This window comes from Microbacterium sp. LWS13-1.2, assembly GCF_040144835.1.
GTDB lineage: Bacteria > Actinomycetota > Actinomycetes > Actinomycetales > Microbacteriaceae > Microbacterium.
Window position 1 is genome coordinate 1845254 of record NZ_CP151632.1, and the last position, 21729, is coordinate 1866982.

A 21729-nucleotide genomic window follows, 5' to 3' on the forward strand; every position below is an offset into this window, starting at 1 on the left:
GCGCGCTCACAACGAACACCGACCGCCGGTGAGTAACGCGTAACCAACGCGCGCATCGGCGCGGGTACTTTAGGGGGCGTGACCGCTCCCGTCGATGCCACCACCACGTCCGCCTGGGCCGAGCTCAGCTCCCTCCGCGATTTGTTCGCCCCCGATCTGCGCGATTGGTTCGCGATCGACCCGCGCCGCGCAGAACGGCTGAGCTTCGGGCTCGCCGACCTGCACGTCGACCTGTCGAAGAACCTCGTGACCGACGAGATCCTCGCCGCCCTCGTGCGCCTCGCCGAGGAGACCGGGGTCGCCGAGCGCTACGCCGCGATGATCGCCGGCGAGCACATCAACACCACCGAGGACCGCGCGGTGCTGCACACGGCGCTCCGCCGCCCAGAGGGCGCCCAGCCCCGGCTGGTCGTCGACGGGCAGGACATCGATGCCGACGTGCAGTCGGTGCTGACCGCGATGACGGCGTTCGCCGACCGCGTGCGCTCCGGCGAGTGGGCTGGCGCGACCGGCAAGAAGGTCACCCATATCGTCAACATCGGGATCGGCGGGTCCGACCTCGGCCCCGTCATGATCTCGGCGGCCCTGGAGCCCTACGCGACCGCCGGCATCGAGGCGCGGTTCGTCTCGAACATCGACCCGACCGACCTCGCGCAGAAGACGAAGGGGCTCGATCCCGAGACGACGCTGTTCATCGTCGCGTCGAAGACGTTCACGACCCTCGAGACGCTGACGAACGCGCGGCTCGCCCGCGACTGGCTCTGGGCCGGCCTCGAGGCGGCCGGCGCGATCGACGGCTCGGACGAGGCGAGGACGGATGCCGTCGCCCACCACTTCGTGGCCGTGTCGACGGCGCTCGACAAGGTCGCCGCCTTCGGCATCGACACAGCGAACGCCTTCGGGTTCTGGGACTGGGTCGGCGGCCGCTACTCGGTCGACTCGGCCATCGGCCTGTCGCTCATGATCGAGCTCGGGCCCGACGTGTTCCGCGAGCTGCTCGCCGGGTTCCACGCGGTCGACGAGCACGTGCGCACGACCCCGCTCGAGCGCAACGTGCCCGTGCTGATGGGTCTCCTGAACGTCTGGTACACCAACTTCCTCGGCGCCCAGTCGCACGCGGTGCTCCCCTACGCCCAGCAGCTCAGCCGCTTCGCCGCGTACCTGCAGCAGCTGACGATGGAATCGAACGGCAAGTCCGTGCGCTGGGACGGCTCCCCTGCGACGACCGATACCGGCGAGGTGTTCTGGGGCGAGCCGGGCACGAACGGCCAGCACGCCTTCTACCAGCTGATCCACCAGGGCAGCCGGCTGATCCCGGCGGACTTCATCGCCTTCGCGAACCCCGCCTACCCGCTGTCGGACGACGGGCGCGACGTGCACGGGCTGTTCCTGTCGAACTTCCTCGCGCAGACCAAGGCGCTGGCGTTCGGCAAGACGGCGGAAGAGGTCGAGGCCGAGGGCACCACCGGCGCCCTCGTCGCCGCGCGCACCTTCGCGGGCAACAAGCCGACCACGTCGATCTTCGCCCCGGCGCTCACCCCGTCGGTGCTCGGCCAGCTGGTGGCGCTGTACGAGCACATCACCTTCACCCAGGGCGTGATCTGGGGAGTGAACTCGTTCGACCAGTGGGGTGTCGAACTCGGCAAGCAGCTCGCCCTGCAGATCGCCCCGGCGATCGAGGGAGACGCGGAGGCGATCGCCGCGCAGGACGCCTCGACCCGCGCCCTGCTCGGCTACTACACGGCGCATCGCACCGCCTGAATCGCTTACCTGAAGGGGGGAGGATGCCGGGACTCCGGCATCCTCCCCCCTTTCGTTCTCGACGGTGGAAAGCACCTTCTCGTGCCCCGGATCAGGAGTTTCAGGGAAAACGCCTCCCACGATTCGTTCAGGAAAACACCGGGACTCGTCCAGACGGCATGAGGCAGACTCGGGCACTTGTGCGTCCGCCCCGAGGGCGCACGGCGCCGATACCCGCGGCGCGAAACCCCGAAGGATCGTACGTTCGTCATGCACTCAGACTCGTCACTCACTTCTGCCCGCCGCCGCCGCGGCCGTTTCTTCGTCCCCGCCGTCGCCGCCGGCGCCGCCCTCGGCATCGCCCTCACAACGGGCCTGACGCTGGCCTCGCCGACCCTCGCCAACGCCGCCCCGCTGGCCGCGTCGGCCATCGCCTCGGCCACCGCGCCCGAAGCGACCCTCCGCGACATCCGCGTCGACGCCCAGGGCTCGGTGCTCGCCGCGCGCGTCGCGCTCACCGAGGCTGCCGCGGTGACCACCGACATCGCCGCATCCGGCCTCGACATCGGCCTGCCCGACACATCGATCGACACCGCCTCCCTCGAGGACGCGGCCGACCGCCTGTCGAAGCTCGACCTCGTTCCCATGCTCCTCGTGCCCGGGATCACCGCCGACGCGAACCGCGTCACCGCTCGGGTTTCGGCGCGCATCTCCGAGCTGCGCGAGCACCTCGACGCCGCCAAGGCGCAGAAGGCCGCGGAGGAAGCGGCCGCCGCGGCCGCCGCAGCCGCCGCCGAGGCGCAGCGCCAGGCCGAGGCGGCAGCTGCCGCCCTCGCCGCCGCCAACACGCCCGACGGCGCCAAGGCGACCGCACGCCAGATGGCGGCCTCGCACTACGGCTGGGGCGACGGCGAGTTCTCGTGCCTCGAGTCGCTGTGGAACAAGGAGTCGGGCTGGAACTACCAGGCCTACAACTCCGGAAGCGGCGCCACCGGCATCCCGCAGTCGCTCCCCGGCAACAAGATGGCCAGCGCCGGCGCCGACTGGCAGAGCAACGCTAAAACGCAGATCGCCTGGGGCCTCGGCTACATCGCCGGCTCGTACGGCACCCCCTGCGCCGCGTGGGGTCACTCGCAGGCCACCGACTGGTACTGACCCGTCGCGCCACCGGCCGCTGAGCGAGCGCCGGTGCGCGATATGACGCAGGATGCCGCGCCCCGGCCGCAGTCGCGGAGCGCGGCATCCCGCTCTCAGTCGCGCGCCGAACCCGGGCCGTACAGCTCGGCGATCTTCTGCGACGTGAACCAGCCGTCGTAGGTGTCGGACTTCGGCCACCCCTCCGGCGAGTCCTGCCACATCTCCTGCCTGCCGTACGGCAGCAGGTCGATGAGCGGGAACGTGTGGCTCAGCTGCTCGGTGCCGCGGCCGTTCGTGTGCCACGTGCGGTACACCGTGTCGCCGTCGCGGAGGAACACGTTCACGGCGAACCCGCCGCCGGCGGGTGCGTCCATGTCGGCGCCGAACGGGCTGTCGGCTGTCGAGTACCACTCCATGCGGTTGCCGGTCTTCTCGCGGTACGCGAGCGCCTCGTCGATCGGGCCCTGGGTCACGATCACGAAGCGGGCATCGTACGCCTCGAGGAAGTCGAGACGCGTGTACTGCGAGGTGAGACCGGTGCAGCCGGGGCAGTGCCATTCCTTGCCCTCGAACCACATGTGGTTGTAGACGATGAGCTGCGACCTGCCCTCGAAGACGTCGGCCAGGCGCACGGATCCGTCCTTGCCGACGAGGGTGTAGTCGGGCAGCTCGACCATCGGCAGCCGGCGTCGCTGCGCGGCGATCGCGTCGAGTTCGCGCGTCGCCGCCTTCTCGCGGACGCGGAGTTCGGCGAGCTCGCGGCGCCACGTCTCGGCATCGACGACGGGCGGAAGGGCTTGCTGGGTCGTGCTCTGCATCGGAACCTCCGAGTGTGCGAGTGCGTATGTTCACACTGTACACATCAGGATGCCGAGGTCAAGGGCCAGTGCGTCGGATGGCGCGCATTCGCGACCTGCACGACCGCGGCCCCCCGCAGCCAACCTGCGAGTCAGTGCCCAGTCCTCCAAAGTGATCACTCTCCAATCGTTGAGTGTTCCCTTTTCACCGCGCCGCCGACAGTTCCGTGTCCCGTCTCCAGCGGCTGATATTGGTCCATCTGTGGCCGGTGATCCGGCCGGCCTTCTAGGGGGATACTTCCGCCCTCGCGCATTGCCCGTGAGATCGGCCACAGTGACAACCGTGACTTGATGGGGTGCCAAGCCTTACCAGGCTCTCAGCGATAAACGTCGCAGGGCTACTCGAAGTGCGGTGACATTGACGAGGATCTCCGCCGCACGATCGTTTGCCGGAGTCCCTCGTCAAGTGATCTCATGACGCAATACTCTGCTTCGCAGATTCCGAGCGTGTACAACGGTGACGACGCTGCATCGGTCCAGCGACGGCATGCGGGTCATGCGACCGCGGAGCGCTCCGCCGTGGCGACCAGCGCGGCTTGAAGTATCGTCCGCACCACCGTCAGGTCGTCCCGATCGCGAGGCGGATACAGGAGTGTGTACGTGGCGGGCAGATCCAGCATTTTCCCCGCCAGCGGGTGAAGCTCGCCCCATGACCGCTCCACGACGATGGCGGCGTCGGCGGGCGAGAGAATGACGTGCATGGAGCCGTCCGAGGGGTGGAAGTGGCCGAACTCCAAGCGAGCTCCCTCGCGCCACCGCGGTGACGCGGTGAGGAACAGCGCCTTGTTGTGCCTTTCCCAACTGCTAGTCCGGTACTCGATCGACGAGTCGGCCGTGGCGATGAAATCGTCAAAGACGCCCTCGAGGTCCAAGACGAGGTCCGCCGAGGCGTGCTGGTCTAGTACCCGGTGGGGAACCGGATGAGGAGCGATCGCGGGCCGCGGCGACGACCTCGCGGGAAGCGCGGCGATCTCAGGGTGCGCCACGCCATCTGTGCGCACGGAAAACGGGTCGCCGGCTCGGATACGCATGTGTGTGACCCTCAGCCACCCCCACATCGTGGGGGGAAGGCCGCCGACCCCGAGGGCGCGCCAACGCATGTAGTCCGAGACCGACCAGACGATCACCGCGAGGGTTGCCGCCGCACCGAGCATCCACCGTCGCATGTCAGTTCTTCTCGAACGTCTGACGCAAGATGCCGACGCCGGGCACCTCACTGACCAGCTCATCGCCGGGCTTCAGGTACACCGGAGGAGTACGGCCCATCCCGACGCCGTCGGGGGTGCCCGTAAAGATCAGATCGCCCGGATAAAGCGTGCAGACGGCAGAGATCCGTTCGATGAGGGTCGGGATGCCGAAGATCAGCTGTGCCGTGGAGCCTTCCTGCACCACGCGCCCGTTCACCGTGGCACGCAGCGGGATCGCGTTCAGGTCGTCAAACTCGTCGAGCGAAACGACGACGGGGCCGGTCGGCGCGAATCCGGGATAGGACTTGGCGAGGCTGAACTGCGGGAACTTCCCCGCCATCTGCAATGTGCGTTCCGAGATGTCTTGACCAACCGTCAGTCCGGCAATGTGATCCCACGCGGCGTCGGCGGGGATGTTCGCACCCTGCCGGCCGATCACAACGACCAACTCGATCTCCCAGTCGACCGTCTCGGTTGGCAACGACACCTGAGTCTCGGGCCCGGTCAGCGCCGAGGCGAACTTGGTGAAGACCATCGGATGCTCGGGAACGGCGATGCCGGTCTCATCGGCGTGCGCGGAGTAGTTGACCCCGATCGCGAAGATCTGGCGGGGCGAGGGACTTGGCGGCCCCAGATGCGAAGCCTCAATCGGCTCCCACCCTGCAACGGCAGATCCGGACTCGGTGAACCAGGCGGCGAGTTCGTCCCAGCGTTCGAACGCGTGGGCCGGGTCTGATGAGAACCGCCCCGCGGTCGCGGTCTCTATGTCTGCAGCCTCGAGGTGTGCAGCGTCGCCGTCGCGGACGAGTATGGCACGCCCTTGCCGATTGGCTATTCGCATATTGTTTTCCTTTCCTGCGGTGTTTTCGAGGAGGACGGTCTAGAAGCGGGTGAGCCCGTACCCGAACTCGTAGCGGGCGCCGACGGCATCCGTGTACGCGTAGTGCTCCGGTTCGGCCGCACCCGGGATGTCGGGGGCCTTGCCTTCTACGGCATCCGCGTCGGCTGGGATGGTGTACGGAAGCCGGCCCGTGGGGGTGACGGTGCCGCGGAGAACGTCGACGAGCGCGTCGGTGAGAACGCCGAAGGTGCCGACCACCGCGGCTGCCGCGGGCGCGATCGAGTCGATCAGCCACGGATTGGTGAAGTTCACCACCAGGATCGTCGGGATCCGCTCCTCGATGCTCACGATGCGTTGACGGTCGATACCGGTCTCGGCGTCCAGCTCGATCGACATCTCCTTGCCGGAGCGGTCGTTGAGCACCGACATGGCGGGACGCACCCAGAGCACGGCGTGCGTGGCCGACTCGACGGAGTCCGTCAGCGCGATGTCGGCGCCGGGTTCGAGCGCCGCCTCGACCTCGCGCCGGAAGCGCGCGGTCTCTTCTTCCGCTCCCGTGCCCGTGAACACCTCGGCGTAGAGGCGGGTCTCGGGCGTCGAGAGCGGCAACAGACTCGCATCGTTGCGCAGCAGCACGATCGACCGGCGGTGCGCCGTGTCGGCGAGTGACTGGATCTCGCGGTCCTCGGCGACGGCCTGAGCCAGGGCGGGGTCGACGTACGGGTTCTCGAAGAGACCGAGCTCGAACATCTCGGCAAGGAGGAATGACACACTGGTGTCGAGCTGAAAGTCGGTCACGAGCCCCTGCTCCACCGCATCCAGGAGGTGCCTCGGATTGCCGTCGCCCGAGAAGACGTTCACGCCGGCGTCGATCGCCTTAGCGAACCGCTCGGGCCGGCTCAGGTCTTCCACACCCCACGGCATGCCGGTCGAGATCCCGGTGTCAGAGTTGACGTACCCGGTGAAGCCCAACTCACCGCGCAGCACCTCTTCGATGAGGTAGCGGTCGAAGCCGAATCCCACCTCGTCGAAGGGCCGGCTGCCCTTCAGCTGCGGCGCGGAACGCGAGTTGACGGTCGTCGCGTAGTACGGCATCACTGACGTGGTACCGGCCTCGATTGCCGCCGCGAAGACGGGAAGGTGGTACCGGTACAGGCTTCCCTCGGTCGGATACGGCTGGAGGCGTCCGTGGTGAAAGTGCGGATCGTGGCCCCGATCACGAGGACCTCCGCCGGGGAAGTGCTTGGTGGTCAGCGAGACCGAGGAGTTGCTGAGCCGGGAACCTTGAAAGCCCCGCGTGACAGCCGCGATCATGTCGGCGGCGAGCCCCGGGTCATCGCCGAAGGTACCGGACGCGCGGGACCAGCGCGGCTCGGTGACGATGTCGGCCATGTACATGTAGCCCTTGGTGATTCCCGCCGCACGCCACTGCCGCGCCGCGAGCCGCCCGAACTCCTCGACCAGACCGGCGTCCCGCGTCGCCGCGAGCCCCAGCTCACCCGGCCAGCGCGACATCTGGTCGGCGGCCTCAGCGATGCCGAAGATCGTCACGTCCGACACGTGGTTGCGCGGGTTGCTCACCATGACGACGGGGATGCCGTGGGTCGATGACTCCGCGAGCTCTTGCAGGGCGTTCACCCAGGTAGCGAGGTCGTCGGAACGCGGGTTGTCCCGCACGATCAGGTAGCGCAGGCCCAGCTCGAGGATCGCTTTCTCGCTGCCGACGTATTCGAGCACGGGCTGGTCGAAGTGCCGGAAGCTTGAGCCTTCGTCGGCCCAGAAGTTCTCGGTCGACCACTTCTCGTGGGAGTTGAGGATGCCTTGCGTCGGGTCGCCGATGATCCGGGACTTCCCCATGTAGTGGGAGGTGATGAGCATCATGCCGATCTTCTCGGATCGGGTCATCCGCCCGAGCAGGTCTCGGACGCGGACCTCTACTGGGAGTCGCCAGTCCTCGTACGGGTCCAGCATGCCGTTGCCGTTGAGATCCTTGAACGACAAGCCGTCCACCTGCAGGATCAGTCGGGATCGAGCGCCGAGCAGTGGTTGATTCGTCGGTGAAGTGTTCACGGGATCCTTTCGCCGCTTGTTGGTCGTGTTGTCACTACAACAACGTGGTGGTTGCTTTTCATTGTCTTCGAGCGGCACGCCGGCAGACATCTTGCTGACATTCGACGGGTGATGTAGGTCGTCGGCGTCCATGAAGGCCACGTCAAGGGCCTCCGCCAGTGCCCGTCCGATCGTGGTCTTACCCGCACCCGCGACCCCCATCACGACGATGCGACGGAACTCCGGCACGCTGATCACCAGTCGTGCACGGTGCCGTCGAGCAGGCGGTTGTACGGCAGGTAGGCCTGCGCGTAGGGGTACTTGCCGGCTTCATCGACGTTGAGCTCGACACCGAGACCGGGGTTGTCGCCGGGGTGCAGGTAGCCGTCGGTCCAGGTGAACGACTGCTGGAACACCTGGTCGGTCTTGGCACCGTGCCTCATGTACTCCTGGATGCCGAAGTTGTGGATCGACAGCCCGAGGTGCATCGCCGCGGCCATTCCCACCGGCGAGATGTCGGTCGGCCCGTGCATGCCCGACTTGATCTGGTACATCGCGGCGTAGTCGAGCGTCTTCTTCAGCGACGTGATGCCGCCCATGTGGGTGACGGCCCCGCGGACGTAGTCGATGAGCTGGTCGCGGATGATGTCTTTGAAGTCCCAGATCGTGTTGAAGATCTCGCCGATCGCGAGCGGCGTCGTGGTGTGCTGGCGCACCAGGCGAAGAGCCTCCTGGTTCTCGGCCGGCGTGCAATCCTCCAGCCAGAACAGGTCGTACGGCTCCAGGTCCTTGCCGAGCCGCGCCGCCTGGATCGGCGTCATCCGGTGATGACCGTCGTGCAGCAGCGGGATGTCGGGGCCGAACTCATTGCGGACGGCCTCGAACACGCCCGGCAGGTGGTTGAGGTAGGCGCGGGTGTCCCAGTCCTCTTCGACGGGCTTCGCGCCGCGGCGCGCCGGCTCGTGGTCGTAGCGGACCGTCGCGTCACCGACGTCGGCGCCCTGCGCGGCGATGCCGTAGATCGCCTTCAGCGTCGGGACACCGGTCTGCACCCGGATGGCCTTGTAGCCCTGCTCCTGGTGGGAGCGGATCGAGTCGAACAGCTCGGGCAGCTCCTTGCCGGACGCGTGCCCGTACGCCATCAGGCCGTTGCGCGAAGCGCCGCCGAGCAGCTGGTACACCGGCATCCCGGCCGCCTTGCCCTTGATGTCCCAGAGCGCCATGTCGACCGAGGCGATCGCCGCCATCGTGACCGGGCCCCGCCGCCAGTACGCCGAGCGGTACAGGAACTGCCAAGTGTCCTCGATCCGCGACGCATCGGCACCGATCAGCAGCGGCACCACGTGCTCGGTCAGGTAGGTGACCACGGCCAGCTCGCGACCATTCAGGGTCGCGTCGCCGAGCCCGGTGAATCCATCGTCGGTCGTGAGCTTGAGCGTGACGAAGTTGCGGTCGGGGCTGGTCACGATGACTTCTGCCTTTTCGATGATCATGATGCTCTCCGTGGGGATGAGGGAACGGCGAACCCGTCGGGGTGCGTGGCTGTCGCAGCGCGCACGCGCGCGACGAACGATTCGGAGGCCGCGAGCCGGGGAGAGAGGACCTCGATGAGGGCGAGAACCGTAGCGTCGGTTGCCGCGGCCGCGGCGAGCTCGTCCGCGCGCGGGTCCGATTCGGAGGGTCCGGTGTCGAGCCAGTCGATCCAGGCCGCAGTCGCCTGGGCCGTGGCAGCGGGAGCGCGGCCCGCATCGAGCATGCGCTCGGCCACCGCGGCGAAGCGGAACTGCACCTTGGAGGTCGCTCCCGTCGCGATCTGGCTGAGCCGGTGGACGATGCGGGGGTTAGCGAATCGGGCGACAAGCTGCTCCCGGTAGTCCTCGTGCTCCGTGCCGGGTGGGAGGCAGGCGACGGCTTCGGACCAGAAGTCCTCGACCAGCGCGAGACATTCCGGGTCGGTGATCGCGTCCGCCACCGTCTCGAGCCCCTTCGGGATGCCGGTGAAGGCGAGGATGCAGTGCGCGCCGTTGAGGAGCCAGAGCTTGCGGTTCTCCCATGGCTCGATATCGTCGACGAAGCGGGCGCCGGCACTCTCCCAGTGCGGCCGCCCGGCGGGGAACTCCCCGGCCAGCACCCATTCGGTGAACGGCTCAGTCACGATCTCACCCGAGGGCGCCTGGGGGGTGATGCGGTCTACCGACGTGCTCACGAATGAGACGTGCGAGCGGATCCAGTCCGCCAGGCTGCTGTCGACCCGCGCGGCGAACCCGGTCACTCCGCGCGCCACGAAGGCGCCGTTGTCTGGGATGTTGTCGCACGGCACGATCGCGATCGGTCCGGCGTCGGCCCGTCGGCGGGCATCGAGGCCGAGGAGCAGGCGGCCGAGCACCGTCTGAGCGGTGGTCGCGCCGGCTCGCAGTGCATCGAGATCGTTCTGCACCTCGACGTCGGCGAGGTCGGGGTCGCCGTTGGCGTCGAGCCCGTATCCGCCTTCGGTGACGGTGAGCGTTATCACCGCCACGTCCGGGGAGGCCAGGTAGCGACGGAGCGCGTCGAGATCCGCGCCGTCGTGCGCGGCGACGACGCTGTCGATGAGCTCCTCCGTGTCACCGTCGGGTCCCCGAACGGTGAGCGGGTAGGAGAAGTCCTGGGCTGCGAGCTGTTCCGCTGCCCGGGGACTGCGGACCGTGAACGCTGCGATCCCCCAGTCGGCGGCATCCGTCGCCCTGGCTGTGTACCAGGCCTGGTGGGCACGGAAGAACCGGCCCAACCCGATGTGCACGATGCGCACCGGCCGCGGAGGGCGGCCCGGCTCGGAGGTGAGGTCTGTCACAGCTTGAATACCTCTCCGGGGATGGCTCCCACCAGGTCTCGTGAGATCTGGCGGGCGGTGAGGAGCGAGACGCGTCCTTCCACGACCAGGCGCGCGAGGAAGGAGGCATCCACACGGCGCGCTGTGTCGTGGCGTGCCGGGATGGAGAGGAACGCACGCGTGTCGTCGATGAAGCCGCTCGAGCGATAGAAGCCGGCGGTCTCCGTGACAGCCGAACGCCAGCGCAGGATCGCGTCGGGCGCATCGAGGAACCACCACGGTGCGCCGATGTACACGCTCGGATAGAACCCCGCGAGTGGAGCGATCTCACGCGAGTAGAGGGTTTCGTCGACGGCGAACAGCACCAGGTGGAACCCCGGCGCGGTGCCGAAGGCCTCGAGGAGCGGACGCAGGTTCTCCGTGTATTCGGTGCGCACCGGGATGTCGTGGCCGGTGTCGGCGCCGTACCGCTCGAAGGTCGGCGTGTGGTGGTTGCGGCGCACTCCGGGATGGACGGTCATCACGAGGCCGTCATCGACGCTCATCCGTGCCATCTGGAACAGCATGTGGCCGCGGAAGAGGCGTGCGCCGGCGAGGTCGAGTGTGCCAGACAGCGCCTGCTGGAAGAGGCCGTCGGCATCGGACGGCGTGAGGTCGGCAGTGAACGGTTCGAGAACGCCGTGATCCGCCGACACCGCCCCGCTCGCGATGAAGTGCGCGCGGCGCTCGGCGAGGGCGGCGAGGTAGCCGGCGAAGGTGGTGCGCTGCCCGGTCGCGGCGAGGAGCCTGTTCACGTTCTCGGTGAACATAGCCGCGTCCGGGTCGACGTAGGCGTCCGGGCGGAAGGTGGGGAGCACGCGGCCCCTGAAGGACGAGTCCGCGGCGAGGAGGCGATGCGGCTCGAGGTCATCGAGCGGATCGTCGGTCGTCGCCAGCACCTCGATGCCGAACCTGTCGAAGAGCGCACGCGGGCGGAACTCCGGCTCCCCCAGCGCCGCCGCGATGCGGTCGTACGTGCGATCGGCCGACCCCTCGCCGAGCTCTTCCTCGATCCCGAACAGCGAGGACAGCTCGTGCGTCAGCCAGTACCCGCTCGCCGTCCCGGCGAAGCGATGCCAGTTCTCTGCCAGTCGGCGCCACGCCTCGCGTGGATCCACAGGCCGATTCACATCCAGACCCAGCTCCCAGAGCGGCACCCCCGCCGAGTGGAGGATGCGCGTCACGTAATGATCCCGCGTCACCAGCAGCTCGGCGGGATCGCGGAAGGGAGCATCGTCGACGAGCAGTCGAGGGTCGACGTGACCGTGCGGCGAGATGATCGGTGCCGATGCCACCTCGGCGTAGAGGTCCCGGGTGATGTCGCGCGTCCGCGGATCAGCCGGCAGCAGAGCGTCGGATGACAGGAGTCCGAGCCGCTCGACGGCGGGCGCCAGGGATGAATCGCTCACGTTCACACCCCTTCTGCGGCGGCAAGCCACCGGTCGCGGAGAGCGAAGGCGGCCGCCTTCGGGCGCCACTCGCGGGCGCCCTCCTCGACGGAGTCGGGCTCGTTCGCGATCGACCACATCACCACATTCGGGTGGTTCTTGTCGCGGTCGATCAATTCTCGGATGCCCTGGGCGTGCGCCGCCTGGGTGTTGTCGTCGAACATCGTCGGAGAGAAGGCGGGCTCGCTCACGCGGAGTTCCGCATCCGGCACGGTCAGCCGGCCCGACGCACCTTCCGCGGTGGCGACCTCGGTTCCGGCGGCGTCGGAGAGCACGACGCGGACATCGGCATCTCCCGAGGTCTCCACTCGGTAATCCACGGCACCGGTGGACCCGTCGAGGTCGGTCCTGACGGTGATGTCGGTCACGCGCGTCTCGGGAACCGAACACAGGATCACCGAGCGAGCCAGCCCCGCGTAGTTGGAGAAGTCATGGCGGTACGCCTGCTTGCGACGGCCCGCCGCGGTCGTCGACATCGTCCCGGGCGGAATCGTCTCATTCGTCAGTTCGTTGTTCACGCCGATCGTGATCCGAACCTGCTCACCCGCGCCCGCCAGGTCGGTGACGTCGGCCTCGAACGGCGTGTACCCGCCGACGTGCTCCGCGACTTTGCTGTCGTCGACGTAGACGACTCCTTCGTGGGTGGCGGCATCCACTCGCAGGACCACGCGTTCGCCGGCCCACCCGCGGGGCACCCGCACGGTGCGCTGGTACCAGACCCAGCCGACGTGCTCCCGGATTTTCTGATCGGCGAACACGTCGTTGTAACTGGCCGGAACCGGGGCCTCGAGGGTGCTCTGGAGCTCGCCCGCCCACGGCTCGGGGGTGGCGACGCTGTCGAGCGCGAACCGCCACAGGCCGTCCAGGCGGAACAGTTCGCGGGTGGAAGTGGAGATGGGCATGAGCACTGTTCGTCTCTCTGTCGGGGGTCAGGCTGCGTCGAGCGAGCTCTTGAGGGCGAGCCGCTGGTCGCGGCGGATGCGCTGCTCGGTGGGGTCGGGCACGGGAGAGGCCATGAGCAGCTGTTTCGTATAGGGGTGCTGCGGCGTGCGCGTGACCTCGCTCGCGGGACCGTTCTCGACGATCTCGCCCTTGTAGAGCACGGAGACGTCGTGACTGATGTGGTGGACGACGTCGAGATCGTGCGAGATGAACAGGTAGGCCACCCCGGTGTCCTGCTGGATCTCCAGCAGAAGATCGAGCACACGCGCCTGAGTCGTGAGGTCCAGGGCGCTGACCGGCTCGTCGCACACAATGAGCTTGGGGTCTAGCGCCAGCGCCCGGGCGATGGCGATACGCTGCCGCTGCCCGCCCGAGAACTCGTTCGGCTGGCGATTGATCGCGTTCGACGGAAGTCCCACACGGTCCAGCAGCGTCACCACCCGTCTGCGCGCCGCATCCCGCGCGACGCCCTGCACGCCCAGCGGCTCGGCCAGGATGTCCCCGACGTCCATCGCCGGATTCAGCGACGTGTACGGATCCTGGAAGATGACCTGCAGGTCACCGCTGAATCTCCGGCGCTCTCGGCGGCTGATGCGGGTGATGTCGTCGCCCCGGAATGCAATGGTGCCTGAGGCGATCGACGCCAGGCCGAGGATGGCCCGGCCGATCGTCGTCTTCCCCGAGCCCGACTCGCCGACGAGGCCGAGCGTGCGACCCTCCGCGACGCTGAACGACACCCCATGGAGAGCACGATGCGGCTTGGCTCCAAGCTTCTTGGGCTTGTACTCGACGACCAGGTCGCGGACGTCCAGAATCGTGCCGCTCATCAGATCTCCTCTCGCAGGATGGTTTCCGCCGCCGGCGACAGGGGCTGCTGCATGTCGGCCTGATCGCGGGCCTGCTCGAACGCATCCTCTGCATCGCTCGTCTCTGCGCCGGTGGAAGGACCGGTGAGGCCAAGGGTCGTCAGCGGTGCCTTGCCGACGAGCATGCTCGCCATGAGCGTGCGGGTGTAGGGGTGCGCCGGACGGCGCAGGATCTCATCCACCGACCCGGTCTCGACGATCGCGCCCTGGCGCATGACCGCGACGCGATCGGCGATATCAGCGATCACACCGATGTTGTGGGTGACCAGCAGCACCGCCACCCCGAGCTCGCGCTGCATCGTCCGGATGACATCGAGCACCTCGGCCTGCACGGTCACATCCAGCGCCGTCGTCGGCTCGTCGGCGATGATCAGGTCCGGCTCGCACGACAGGGCCCCCGCGATCAGCACGCGCTGCGCCATCCCACCCGAGATCTCGTGCGGGTATCCCTTCATCACGCGATCGGGATCCGCGATGCCCACGCGACGCAGCAGATCCCTCGCGCGCTCGGTGGCCTCCTTCTTCGAGATGCCGAGCAGCTTCACCATCGGGCGGGTCAGCTGGTGTCCGATCGTGAACGCCGGGTCGAGATTCGACATCGGCTCCTGCGGGATGTACCCGATCCGACGACCTCGGATGCCGAGCACGGCCCTCACGTCGACCTCGCCGTCGCGCACGAGAACAGTGTTTTCGAACCGGATCGAGCCCGAGAGGATGCGTGCGGTGCGGGGCAGCAGGCCCAGGATGGAAAACGCGGTCTGCGACTTGCCCGATCCCGACTCGCCCACCAGGCCGAGGACCTCACCGGGTCGAATGGTGAGGGACACGTCACGGACGACGCTGGTGTAGTTGCCCTGCGCGTTCGGGTAGCCGACGCTCAGGTCGGCGACCTGCAGAACCGCCTCGCCGTCGTCGATCACGGCCGGCTGCCGCCCCGCCGCCGGGATGACCGGGAGAGCTTTTCGGGGCGCCTTGATCTCGCGGCGATCTTCCAGTGCGTCGCGGATCGCGTTCCCCAGCAGCACCAGTGAGCAGATGGTGATGCCGATCGCAAGGGCCGGCCAGAGCATCAGGGAGGGCTGGGTGTAGATGTTGTTGAACCCGTCGCCGAGCATCGCACCCCAGGATGCCTCGGTCGGGTCGCCCAGTCCGAGGAACTGCAGGCCGGACTGCACCGCGATCGCGACTCCGCAGATCAGAGCCGTCTGGATGATCAGCGGTGCACGGACGACGGAGAGGATGTGCCGCGAGATGATACGGGCATCGCTCAGCCCCACCACGCGCGCCGCGTCGACGTACAACTCGTTGCGGACGGACTGCACGGCGGTGCGGGTCAGGCGGTAGTAGCTCGGGCTGATGAGGATGCCGAAGAAGATCATCGAGATCCACACCGATGGTCCGAACGCGGCGCGGACGACCAGCAGCACGATGATGCCGGGCAGCGCCATCAGCATGTTCGAGAACCAGTTCGACGTGCTGTCGAACTGGCCGCTGTAGTAGCCGGCGATCAGACCCGCCGGAAGCCCGATCGCGATCGCGACGCTCGCACACAGGAGCGCCGAAAGCAACGTGAGCCGGGCCCCGTAGAGCAGCCGCGAGAAGACGTCACGACCCGCGCTGTCGGTGCCGAGCAGGTTCTGCCCGCCCGGGTCGGCGAGGGTGTTGCCGATGTCGGCGAAGTTCGGATCGAACGGTGCGATCAACGGCGCGAACACCGCCGCAAGCACGATCACGGTGAGCAGGGAAAGCGAGACGATGCCGAGCGGATTGCGCAGCATCCGCCGCAGGGTCCCGCGCTGGGAGCGCTTCGGGACGGAGGGGGTCCTGATGACGTCGGTCATGACACGCGCACCTTCGGGTTGAGGGCGCCTTGGGCGACGTCCACGAGCAGATTCACGATGATGACGATCACCACGGTGACGATGGTCATCCCCATCACGACGGGGATGTCTCCGACCGTGGTCGCGGTGACGAAGAGGGGGCCGATCCCGGGGATGGCGAAGATCTGCTCCAGGATGATGACTCCGCCGAGGAGGCCGATGAACTGCAGGCTGAGCACGGTCAGACCGGCCGGCGCGGCGCTGCGTAGCACGTTCTTGAGCACGATCTCCCGCTCTCCCAGCCCTCTGCTGCGGAGCGTGCGGACGTAGTCCTTGTCGAGTTCTTTGATGACGGCGCTGCGGATCTGCTGGGCGCTTGAGGTCACGTAGTTCACCACGATCGCGATCACCGGGAGGCTGAGAGAGACGATCCACGCCTCGGCCCCCGCCCCTGGGCGGATGGTGGAGACGGCAGGGAACCAGCCGAGGTTCACCGCGAAGATCGTGACGAGAACGAGGGCCATCACGAAACCGGGAATCGCATCGCCCACCACCGCGCCGACCTGCACCGTCTGATCCACCCATCCGCGACGGACGGCGGCGAGTACCCCGAGCGCCGTCGCGATGAGCGCCACCAGCACGATGGAGACGATCATCAGGACGAGGGTGACGGGCAGGCGGTTCAGGATCGTCTGCGTGACGGGCTCGCCGTTGAACCAGGACTGGCCGAGGTCGCCGCGCAGTGCCGCTCCGGCCCAGCTGAGAAAGCGCACCGGAAGCGGCTGATCAAGACCGAGCTCCGCCTCTTTGAGGGCGATCTGCTCGGGCGTGGCCTGCTCTCCTAGGAGGTTGCGGGCGATGCTCGTGCTTGAGAAGAAGAGAAGCGTGTACGTCAGCATCGAGATGGCGACCAGCAGCCCGAGACCCGACGCAAGGCGTCGGAGCGTGAACGTGAGCATGAGAATCCTCCGCTTTGGGAGGGCGGAGGCGACTGACGCGCAATGTGCGGTCGCCGCCTCCGCCGATCCGTCGTCTACCTACTCCGCCGGGGAGAAGTTGTAGATGAAGGGCATCGCCGACTGCGTCTGCGCGACCACGGTGACCTTCTCAGGATTGAACACGCTGATCTGGTCGTTGCGGTACAGCGGCAGGAACCAGGCGTTCTCAGTGACGTAGCGATTCACCTCTTGCGCGGCCTCGGCGCTGCCGTCGCCGCCCTGCTGCACGCCCGAGATGAGCTCTTCCAGTTCGGGCTCTGTGGTGCCGAACGGGTTGTACGTCGCGGACGGCGCGATCAGCTGATTGATCGCCACCCAGGCCTCGCCCTGGAAGAGATTGAAGTTGAAGGCCTCGAACTTCTGCAGCAGGACGTCCTGGACATAGTTCGCCTGTGGGACCGCCTCCTGAGTGACCGTGATGCCGACCTCGCCGAGCTGCTGCGCGAGCGCCGTTATCTGGGTTGCGAACGCCGGGATAACCGGCACCTTGAGCTCGAACCCGTCCTCGAAGCCCGCTTCCTCCAAGAGCTCTTTCGCCTTCTCAGGGTCGTATGTGTAGTACTCCTCGAGGTCCTCGACGAACGCGCCGCTGTCGGGTCCGAACACCTGGCTCGTGGCGGTCCCGCGACCCAGCTGCAGCTGCTCCAGGAGCGTGTCCCGGTCGACGGCGTAGTTGATGGCCTGACGGACGCGCTCATCAGCGAGCGCCGGGTTGATGACGCCGTCGCGGTCGAGGAAGGTCATGCCGGTCCAGTCCACCTGGTAGTCCGGGATGAGCTCGAGCCCGGCGTCTTCGGCCTGGTCGGCCGACTTCGCGTCGAGAGTGGCCCAGTCGACCTGACCAGAGATGATCGCGTTCACGCGTGCCGAGACATCCATCAGAATACGCAGTTCGACCTGGTCGAACTTTTGCAGTTCGGGGTTCCAATAGTCCTCCTTGGCAGTGAAGAAGGACTGGGAGTCACGCACTGAGTTCGCCTTGTCGTACACGTACGGGCCGGTGCCGACCGGGTCGGTCTCGAGCGTCCCTGCCTCGATCGCCGCAGGGCTCGCCATGAGTCCCGCGGCCTGGCTGAAGTAGTAGTCCAGTGCGGGGTCGGGCTGCGCGAGGGTGATCTCGACGGTGTCGTCGTCCACCGCGGTCGCCGACTCGAACTGGGTCAGCTGCGTTGCCTGGCGGCCGTTGCCCGCCTTGAAATGCTCGAGGTTCGCCACCACCGCCTCAGCGTCGAAGCGCTCGCCATCCGAGAAGGTGACGTCGTCGCGCAGCTCCAGCGTCAGCACAGTTCGATCGTCGTTGTAGGTCCAGTCCGTGGCGAGCATCGGGCTGAGCTCACCGTCTGGCTCCCGGAGGATGAGCGTGTCGTACACCAGCTGGTAAGGCACCAACTGATGCCCTACGTGCGCCTGGGCCGGATCCCACGAGGCGACGTCACCGAACTGACCGATCGTGAGCGCACCGCCGCGTGCGGGTGCCCCGTCGGTCTCTTCGGCTTCGGGTGTATTGGCGGCGCAGCCAGCGAGCAGGAGCGCTCCAGCAGCTATTGCGCCGACCTTCTTGATGGTGGAGTTCATCATTTCCTCATTCACGTCATTGGAAAAGAGCAGGTGCGGGTCCCGCAGGTCCTAGGGAAACGCGCCTGGCACGCGGAGTCAAACAATTGCCAAAGCTTGCCAATTCGAGTCGTCCCCTCTATGGTCGTCAGGACGGCGAAAGGACATTCATGCGAGTGACGGCGAAGGCGGTTGCCGAGCGCGCCGGCGTCGCCGCATCTACGGTCTCGCGGGCGCTGAACAGTCCTGGGCGCATCAACGAGGACACACGCCAGCGCATTCTGGATGCCGCGCGCGAACTGGGTTACACCAGCTCCAGTACAAGCGCCCGGACCGCCGCCCGTAAGGGGCTCGTGGCGCTGCTGGTGCCGGACGTGACCAACCCGTTCTACTTCGACATCATCCGTTCGACGCAGGAGCAGTTGCGCACGGCCGGCTTTATGCAGCTGCTGATCGACACCGGCGAGTCGCATTCGACCGAGGCCGAGACCCTCGCACAGCTGGAGAGCATCGTCGATGGCGTCATCCTGTCGGCGACGCGCCTGGATGAGACCGCGCTGCGGGAGGCCACCGCGCGGCTCCCCCTGACCGTCATCAACCGCCAGCACGAGCAGATCCCCAGCGTGCTGATCGACATCCGGACGGGCCTGACCCAGGCCATCGATCACCTCAAGGCGCTGGGACACGAGACGATCGCCTTCGTGTCGGGACCACCCGGGTCGTGGCAGAACCACTGGCGCGGGAAGGAGTTCGAGGAGCAGGTGCGCCGTCAGTCCCTCACCCCGATCGTCGTCGGCCCGTACACCCCGACGCGCACTAGCGGGGTGGCGGCCGCGGACGCCCTGCTCGTCACCGGTGCCACGGCCTGCGTCGCCTTCAACGACCTGCTCGCGATCGGCGTGCTCCAGCGACTCCGACAGCGCGGCGTGCGGGTCCCTGATGATATGAGCGTCGTCGGGTGCGACGACATCTTCGGCGCCGATTTCAGCGCCCCGCCGCTGACAACCATCGCCGGCGACACCGAGCAGGCGGGCCGCCTCGCGGCCAGTCGCCTCATCTCGATCCTGAACGGTGAGCCACCGCGCGTGGGGACCACCCTGATCCCCACGCACCTGCTGGTCCGCGAGTCGACGGGACCGGTCGCGTCAAGATAATGAGCGCACAGCGCGAGAGGGCTGCCTCGGCGCGAGGAAACGCGGCGGAAGTCCCACCCGGCTGATTCGAAAGGCAAGCGGGCGGGTTCAGACGCCCCACGCCGGGAGCCAACCGTCTGATGCGTCGACTCATTCACGTGTCTCGCCGCGAGGTCGCGCCTAGCGCGAGCAGCGCGCCTTGAAGTGGTGTAGCCCACGGTGGCCGGCTCGTCGCTCGCGACGTGAGTGCGGTCATATTGTCGACCCTGCGAGCGTGCTCGCTGAAGTCCTGACCGACGCGTCTCCGGATCTGATGCGCAGTCTGCTGCAGACCACGATCAACGCGCTCCTCTCCGCGGACGTGGACGCCGTCGTGGGCGCAGAATGGGGCAAGCCTTCGCCCGACCGGCTGACGCAACGCAACGACTACCGGCACCGCGACCTCGATACGCGTGTCGGCACGATCGATGTCGCGATCCCGAAGCTCCGCCCGGGCACCTACTTCCCGGAATGGCTGCTCGAGCGCCGGAAACGTGCGGAGACGGCGCTGATCAGGGTCGTCGCGGACTGCTACCTCGCCGGAGTCTCCACCCGTCGGGTGGACAAGTTGGTCAAGACCCTCGGGATCCACTCGCTGTCCGAGTCGCAGGTCTCCCGGCTGGCAGCAGACCTCGACGAGCAGGCCGACCAGTTCCGACACCGACCGCTCGGCGCGTGATCGATCACGCGGTGCTGCGAGACAAGCCGAACAGCTGACAGCTTGCGTGGCGCCGTTGACAGACCCCTGGCGCTACTGACACCTCGCGTGGCGCCACTGACAAGATCCGCGTCGCCGGACACCGGGCGGACTCACAGGAAATGAATCACAAAAAGATAACGACGAACCCTTCCCTTCGTTACCTCGCCGTTATAGAGTGCATGCACGGTAGTTGTTTTGCTGTGGCAACTACCGGCATGTGATTGCAGGACACTCTTGGTGCAAGGGACAAGGGCCGGTCGGTAGCCTCTCCGACCGGCCCTTACTCTTGCCCTCGGCGTCGGCGCCTCCTCCACAGCAGACGCGGCTCGCTCGTCCTCGTAGGTTACCCACAGAAATTCTGCTTGACCTGCGATTTCCCCCCACAGGAATGTCGGAACCCCTCGGCATGATGGGGGTATGACCTTCCCACTCGCCGACCTCCGCGACATCGCAGCGGTGCTGGGCGACGCTTTGAGGGAACCGCTTGATCGCGAAGGGCATCGCGCGCTCTCCGACCACGATCTCGTCGAGACACTGAAGGTGGTCGAAGAGATCGGCCGATGGGCGGATGCCGCACGCCTCGGCATCGCCGGAGAGGTGGGGCGACGCAGCGAACCGGGTGCCGCTGACGTCATGCTGACGGCGTTCGGCTGCGACAGCCCGATCGAGTTGCTGGAGCGTGCCGCTCCCGTCTCGAACGCTGGCCCAGACGTGGGCGCTGTTCCTCGATCCCGACGGGACCCTGCCCGACGAAGACAGCGAACGCATGCGCACCTCTCGGCTCGGACGCGAACGCAACAGCCTCTCCCCCGTGCACGGCAACGTGACCGCAGACGTCGCTGCCGCCCGGCAACGGCTGCTCGACGCCCAACTCAGTTCCCGCGTCCAGGACCGCGCTCCGCGGTTCGTCGACGTCGAGCCGTCGGGCGCCGGCGGGTCGGCCGCGGGCGAGCACGTCCGCGATCCGCGGACCGCCGATCAGAACCGGCACGACGCGTTCGCCGGACTCCTCGCCGCGGCGGCCGCGTCCGCCGACAGCCCCACGCTGAGCGGTGCGCCGCCCACTCTCGTGGTCACCGTGGCCGCAGATCAGCTGGAGCGCGCAGACGGCGTCGCCTTCGTCGACGGGCCGGACGGCGAGATGCCGGTATCCGCGACCTTCGCGCGTCACATCGGGTGCCACGGCACCATCCATCGTGTCGTGCTCGGCGCCAACGGCCGGATCAAGGCCCTTGCGGTCACCGACCGGGTGTTCACGCATTGGCAGCGCAAGGCCATCGCCGCTCGCCACGGCGGCTGCGTGATCCCCGGATGCCGGGTCCGCGCCGCGTGGTGCGAGATCCACCACGTCGTCGAGTACGCGAGGGGCGGGCCGACCCCGACGGCGTCCCCTATGTGCGGCCACCGACGTGGGTGGATCAACGAAGACGGTGGCGATCCGCCAACCGGGTGCTCCACAACGACCTGCGAGTGAGATCGGCATAGCGGGGCGCCGTGAGACCCGAAGCCCGAACGCGCCGACATGGCCGCAACAACAAGGGCCGGTCGGGAACGTCCCGACCGGCCCTCG

General features: G+C 67.5%; 16 protein-coding genes and 1 pseudogene. 5 read left to right on the plus strand and 12 right to left on the minus strand.

The window, feature by feature from the left end; genetic code table 11:
- The first annotated feature begins 78 nt into the window (after positions 1-78).
- Positions 79-1761, plus strand: a complete 1683-nt coding sequence (pgi, locus tag MRBLWS13_RS08850; protein WP_349428669.1) for a glucose-6-phosphate isomerase — start codon at positions 79-81, stop codon at positions 1759-1761.
- A 249-nt stretch (positions 1762-2010) separates the two neighbouring features.
- Positions 2011-2895 carry a phospholipase gene (locus tag MRBLWS13_RS08855; protein WP_349428670.1) on the plus strand — a complete coding sequence of 295 codons (885 nt, stop codon included), beginning with the start codon at positions 2011-2013 and terminating at the stop codon, positions 2893-2895.
- 95 nt (positions 2896-2990) lie between these two features.
- On the opposite strand, the gene MRBLWS13_RS08860 is transcribed toward MRBLWS13_RS08855, so the two are convergent.
- The 12 genes from MRBLWS13_RS08860 to MRBLWS13_RS08915 form a co-directional block, all read right to left on the minus strand.
- Positions 2991-3695, minus strand: coding sequence for a DUF899 family protein (locus tag MRBLWS13_RS08860; RefSeq protein WP_349428671.1), 705 nt, complete (start codon positions 3693-3695; stop codon positions 2991-2993).
- Positions 3696-4228: 533 nt separating this feature from the next.
- Positions 4229-4900, minus strand: coding sequence for a hypothetical protein (locus tag MRBLWS13_RS08865; RefSeq protein ID WP_349428672.1), 672 nt, complete (start codon positions 4898-4900; stop codon positions 4229-4231).
- A gap of 1 nt (position 4901) precedes the next feature.
- A complete protein-coding gene (locus tag MRBLWS13_RS08870; RefSeq protein ID WP_349428673.1) occupies positions 4902-5762 on the minus strand; it encodes a fumarylacetoacetate hydrolase family protein in 861 nt (286 codons plus the stop codon).
- Positions 5763-5801: 39 nt separating this feature from the next.
- Complete coding sequence (locus MRBLWS13_RS08875; protein WP_349428674.1) at positions 5802-8069, minus strand: glycoside hydrolase family 3 N-terminal domain-containing protein; 2268 nt, start codon at positions 8067-8069, stop codon at positions 5802-5804.
- Positions 8066-9304, minus strand: coding sequence for a D-mannonate dehydratase ManD (gene manD / locus MRBLWS13_RS08880; protein WP_349426079.1), 1239 nt, complete (start codon positions 9302-9304; stop codon positions 8066-8068). The genes MRBLWS13_RS08875 and manD overlap by 4 nt, the downstream gene beginning before the upstream one ends.
- On the minus strand, positions 9301-10641 hold the full coding sequence (locus MRBLWS13_RS08885) for a mannitol dehydrogenase family protein (RefSeq protein ID WP_349428675.1): 1341 nt from the start codon (positions 10639-10641) through the stop codon (positions 9301-9303). The genes manD and MRBLWS13_RS08885 overlap by 4 nt, the downstream gene beginning before the upstream one ends.
- Positions 10638-12068, minus strand: coding sequence for a glucuronate isomerase (gene uxaC / locus MRBLWS13_RS08890; protein WP_349428676.1), 1431 nt, complete (start codon positions 12066-12068; stop codon positions 10638-10640). The genes MRBLWS13_RS08885 and uxaC overlap by 4 nt, the downstream gene beginning before the upstream one ends.
- Positions 12069-12070: 2 nt before the next feature.
- Positions 12071-13009: a sugar-binding domain-containing protein gene (locus tag MRBLWS13_RS08895; RefSeq protein ID WP_349428677.1), complete on the minus strand. Its 939-nt coding sequence runs from the start codon at positions 13007-13009 to the stop codon at positions 12071-12073.
- A 27-nt stretch (positions 13010-13036) separates the two neighbouring features.
- A complete protein-coding gene (locus tag MRBLWS13_RS08900; protein WP_349428678.1) occupies positions 13037-13876 on the minus strand; it encodes an ATP-binding cassette domain-containing protein in 840 nt (279 codons plus the stop codon).
- The gene (locus MRBLWS13_RS08905; protein ID WP_349428679.1) at positions 13876-15756 is read right to left on the minus strand and encodes a dipeptide/oligopeptide/nickel ABC transporter permease/ATP-binding protein; all 1881 of its coding nucleotides are present in this window, start codon (positions 15754-15756) and stop codon (positions 13876-13878) included. Before MRBLWS13_RS08905 ends, MRBLWS13_RS08900 begins: the two co-directional genes overlap by 1 nt.
- The gene (locus MRBLWS13_RS08910) at positions 15753-16694 is read right to left on the minus strand and encodes an ABC transporter permease (protein ID WP_349428681.1); all 942 of its coding nucleotides are present in this window, start codon (positions 16692-16694) and stop codon (positions 15753-15755) included. The genes MRBLWS13_RS08905 and MRBLWS13_RS08910 overlap by 4 nt, the downstream gene beginning before the upstream one ends.
- Before the next feature lie 78 nt (positions 16695-16772).
- The gene (locus tag MRBLWS13_RS08915) at positions 16773-18308 is read right to left on the minus strand and encodes an ABC transporter substrate-binding protein (RefSeq protein WP_349428682.1); all 1536 of its coding nucleotides are present in this window, start codon (positions 18306-18308) and stop codon (positions 16773-16775) included.
- A 149-nt stretch (positions 18309-18457) separates the two neighbouring features.
- Between MRBLWS13_RS08915 and MRBLWS13_RS08920 the strand changes: the two genes are divergently transcribed.
- The 3 genes and pseudogenes from MRBLWS13_RS08920 to MRBLWS13_RS08930 all read left to right on the plus strand — a co-directional run bounded on the left by MRBLWS13_RS08920 (position 18458) and on the right by MRBLWS13_RS08930 (position 21633).
- The gene (locus MRBLWS13_RS08920) at positions 18458-19441 is read left to right on the plus strand and encodes a LacI family DNA-binding transcriptional regulator (protein ID WP_349428683.1); all 984 of its coding nucleotides are present in this window, start codon (positions 18458-18460) and stop codon (positions 19439-19441) included.
- A 235-nt stretch (positions 19442-19676) separates the two neighbouring features.
- Positions 19677-20132 (plus strand): annotated as a pseudogene (locus tag MRBLWS13_RS08925) (transposase); the annotation flags it as partial.
- Between the two features lie 706 nt (positions 20133-20838).
- Positions 20839-21633, plus strand: a complete 795-nt coding sequence (locus tag MRBLWS13_RS08930) for a DUF222 domain-containing protein (RefSeq protein ID WP_349428684.1) — start codon at positions 20839-20841, stop codon at positions 21631-21633.
- Positions 21634-21729: the final 96 nt, after the last annotated feature.

What these genes read in the sequence shown, in the direction of transcription:
- MRBLWS13_RS08855 (WP_349428670.1), top strand. Translation starts at nt 2,011, where the DNA reads ATGCACTCAGACTCGTCACTCACTTCTGCCCGCCGCCGCCGCGGCCGT.
- MRBLWS13_RS08860 (WP_349428671.1), bottom strand. Translation starts at nt 3,695, where the DNA reads ATGCAGAGCACGACCCAGCAAGCCCTTCCGCCCGTCGTCGATGCCGAG.
- MRBLWS13_RS08865 (WP_349428672.1), bottom strand. Translation starts at nt 4,900, where the DNA reads ATGCGACGGTGGATGCTCGGTGCGGCGGCAACCCTCGCGGTGATCGTC.
- MRBLWS13_RS08870 (WP_349428673.1), bottom strand. Translation starts at nt 5,762, where the DNA reads ATGCGAATAGCCAATCGGCAAGGGCGTGCCATACTCGTCCGCGACGGC.
- manD (WP_349426079.1), bottom strand. Translation starts at nt 9,304, where the DNA reads ATGATCATCGAAAAGGCAGAAGTCATCGTGACCAGCCCCGACCGCAAC.
- MRBLWS13_RS08895 (WP_349428677.1), bottom strand. Translation starts at nt 13,009, where the DNA reads ATGCCCATCTCCACTTCCACCCGCGAACTGTTCCGCCTGGACGGCCTG.
- MRBLWS13_RS08900 (WP_349428678.1), bottom strand. Translation starts at nt 13,876, where the DNA reads ATGAGCGGCACGATTCTGGACGTCCGCGACCTGGTCGTCGAGTACAAG.
- MRBLWS13_RS08905 (WP_349428679.1), bottom strand. Translation starts at nt 15,756, where the DNA reads ATGACCGACGTCATCAGGACCCCCTCCGTCCCGAAGCGCTCCCAGCGC.
- MRBLWS13_RS08910 (WP_349428681.1), bottom strand. Translation starts at nt 16,694, where the DNA reads ATGCTCACGTTCACGCTCCGACGCCTTGCGTCGGGTCTCGGGCTGCTG.
- MRBLWS13_RS08915 (WP_349428682.1), bottom strand. Translation starts at nt 18,308, where the DNA reads ATGAACTCCACCATCAAGAAGGTCGGCGCAATAGCTGCTGGAGCGCTC.
- MRBLWS13_RS08920 (WP_349428683.1), top strand. Translation starts at nt 18,458, where the DNA reads ATGCGAGTGACGGCGAAGGCGGTTGCCGAGCGCGCCGGCGTCGCCGCA.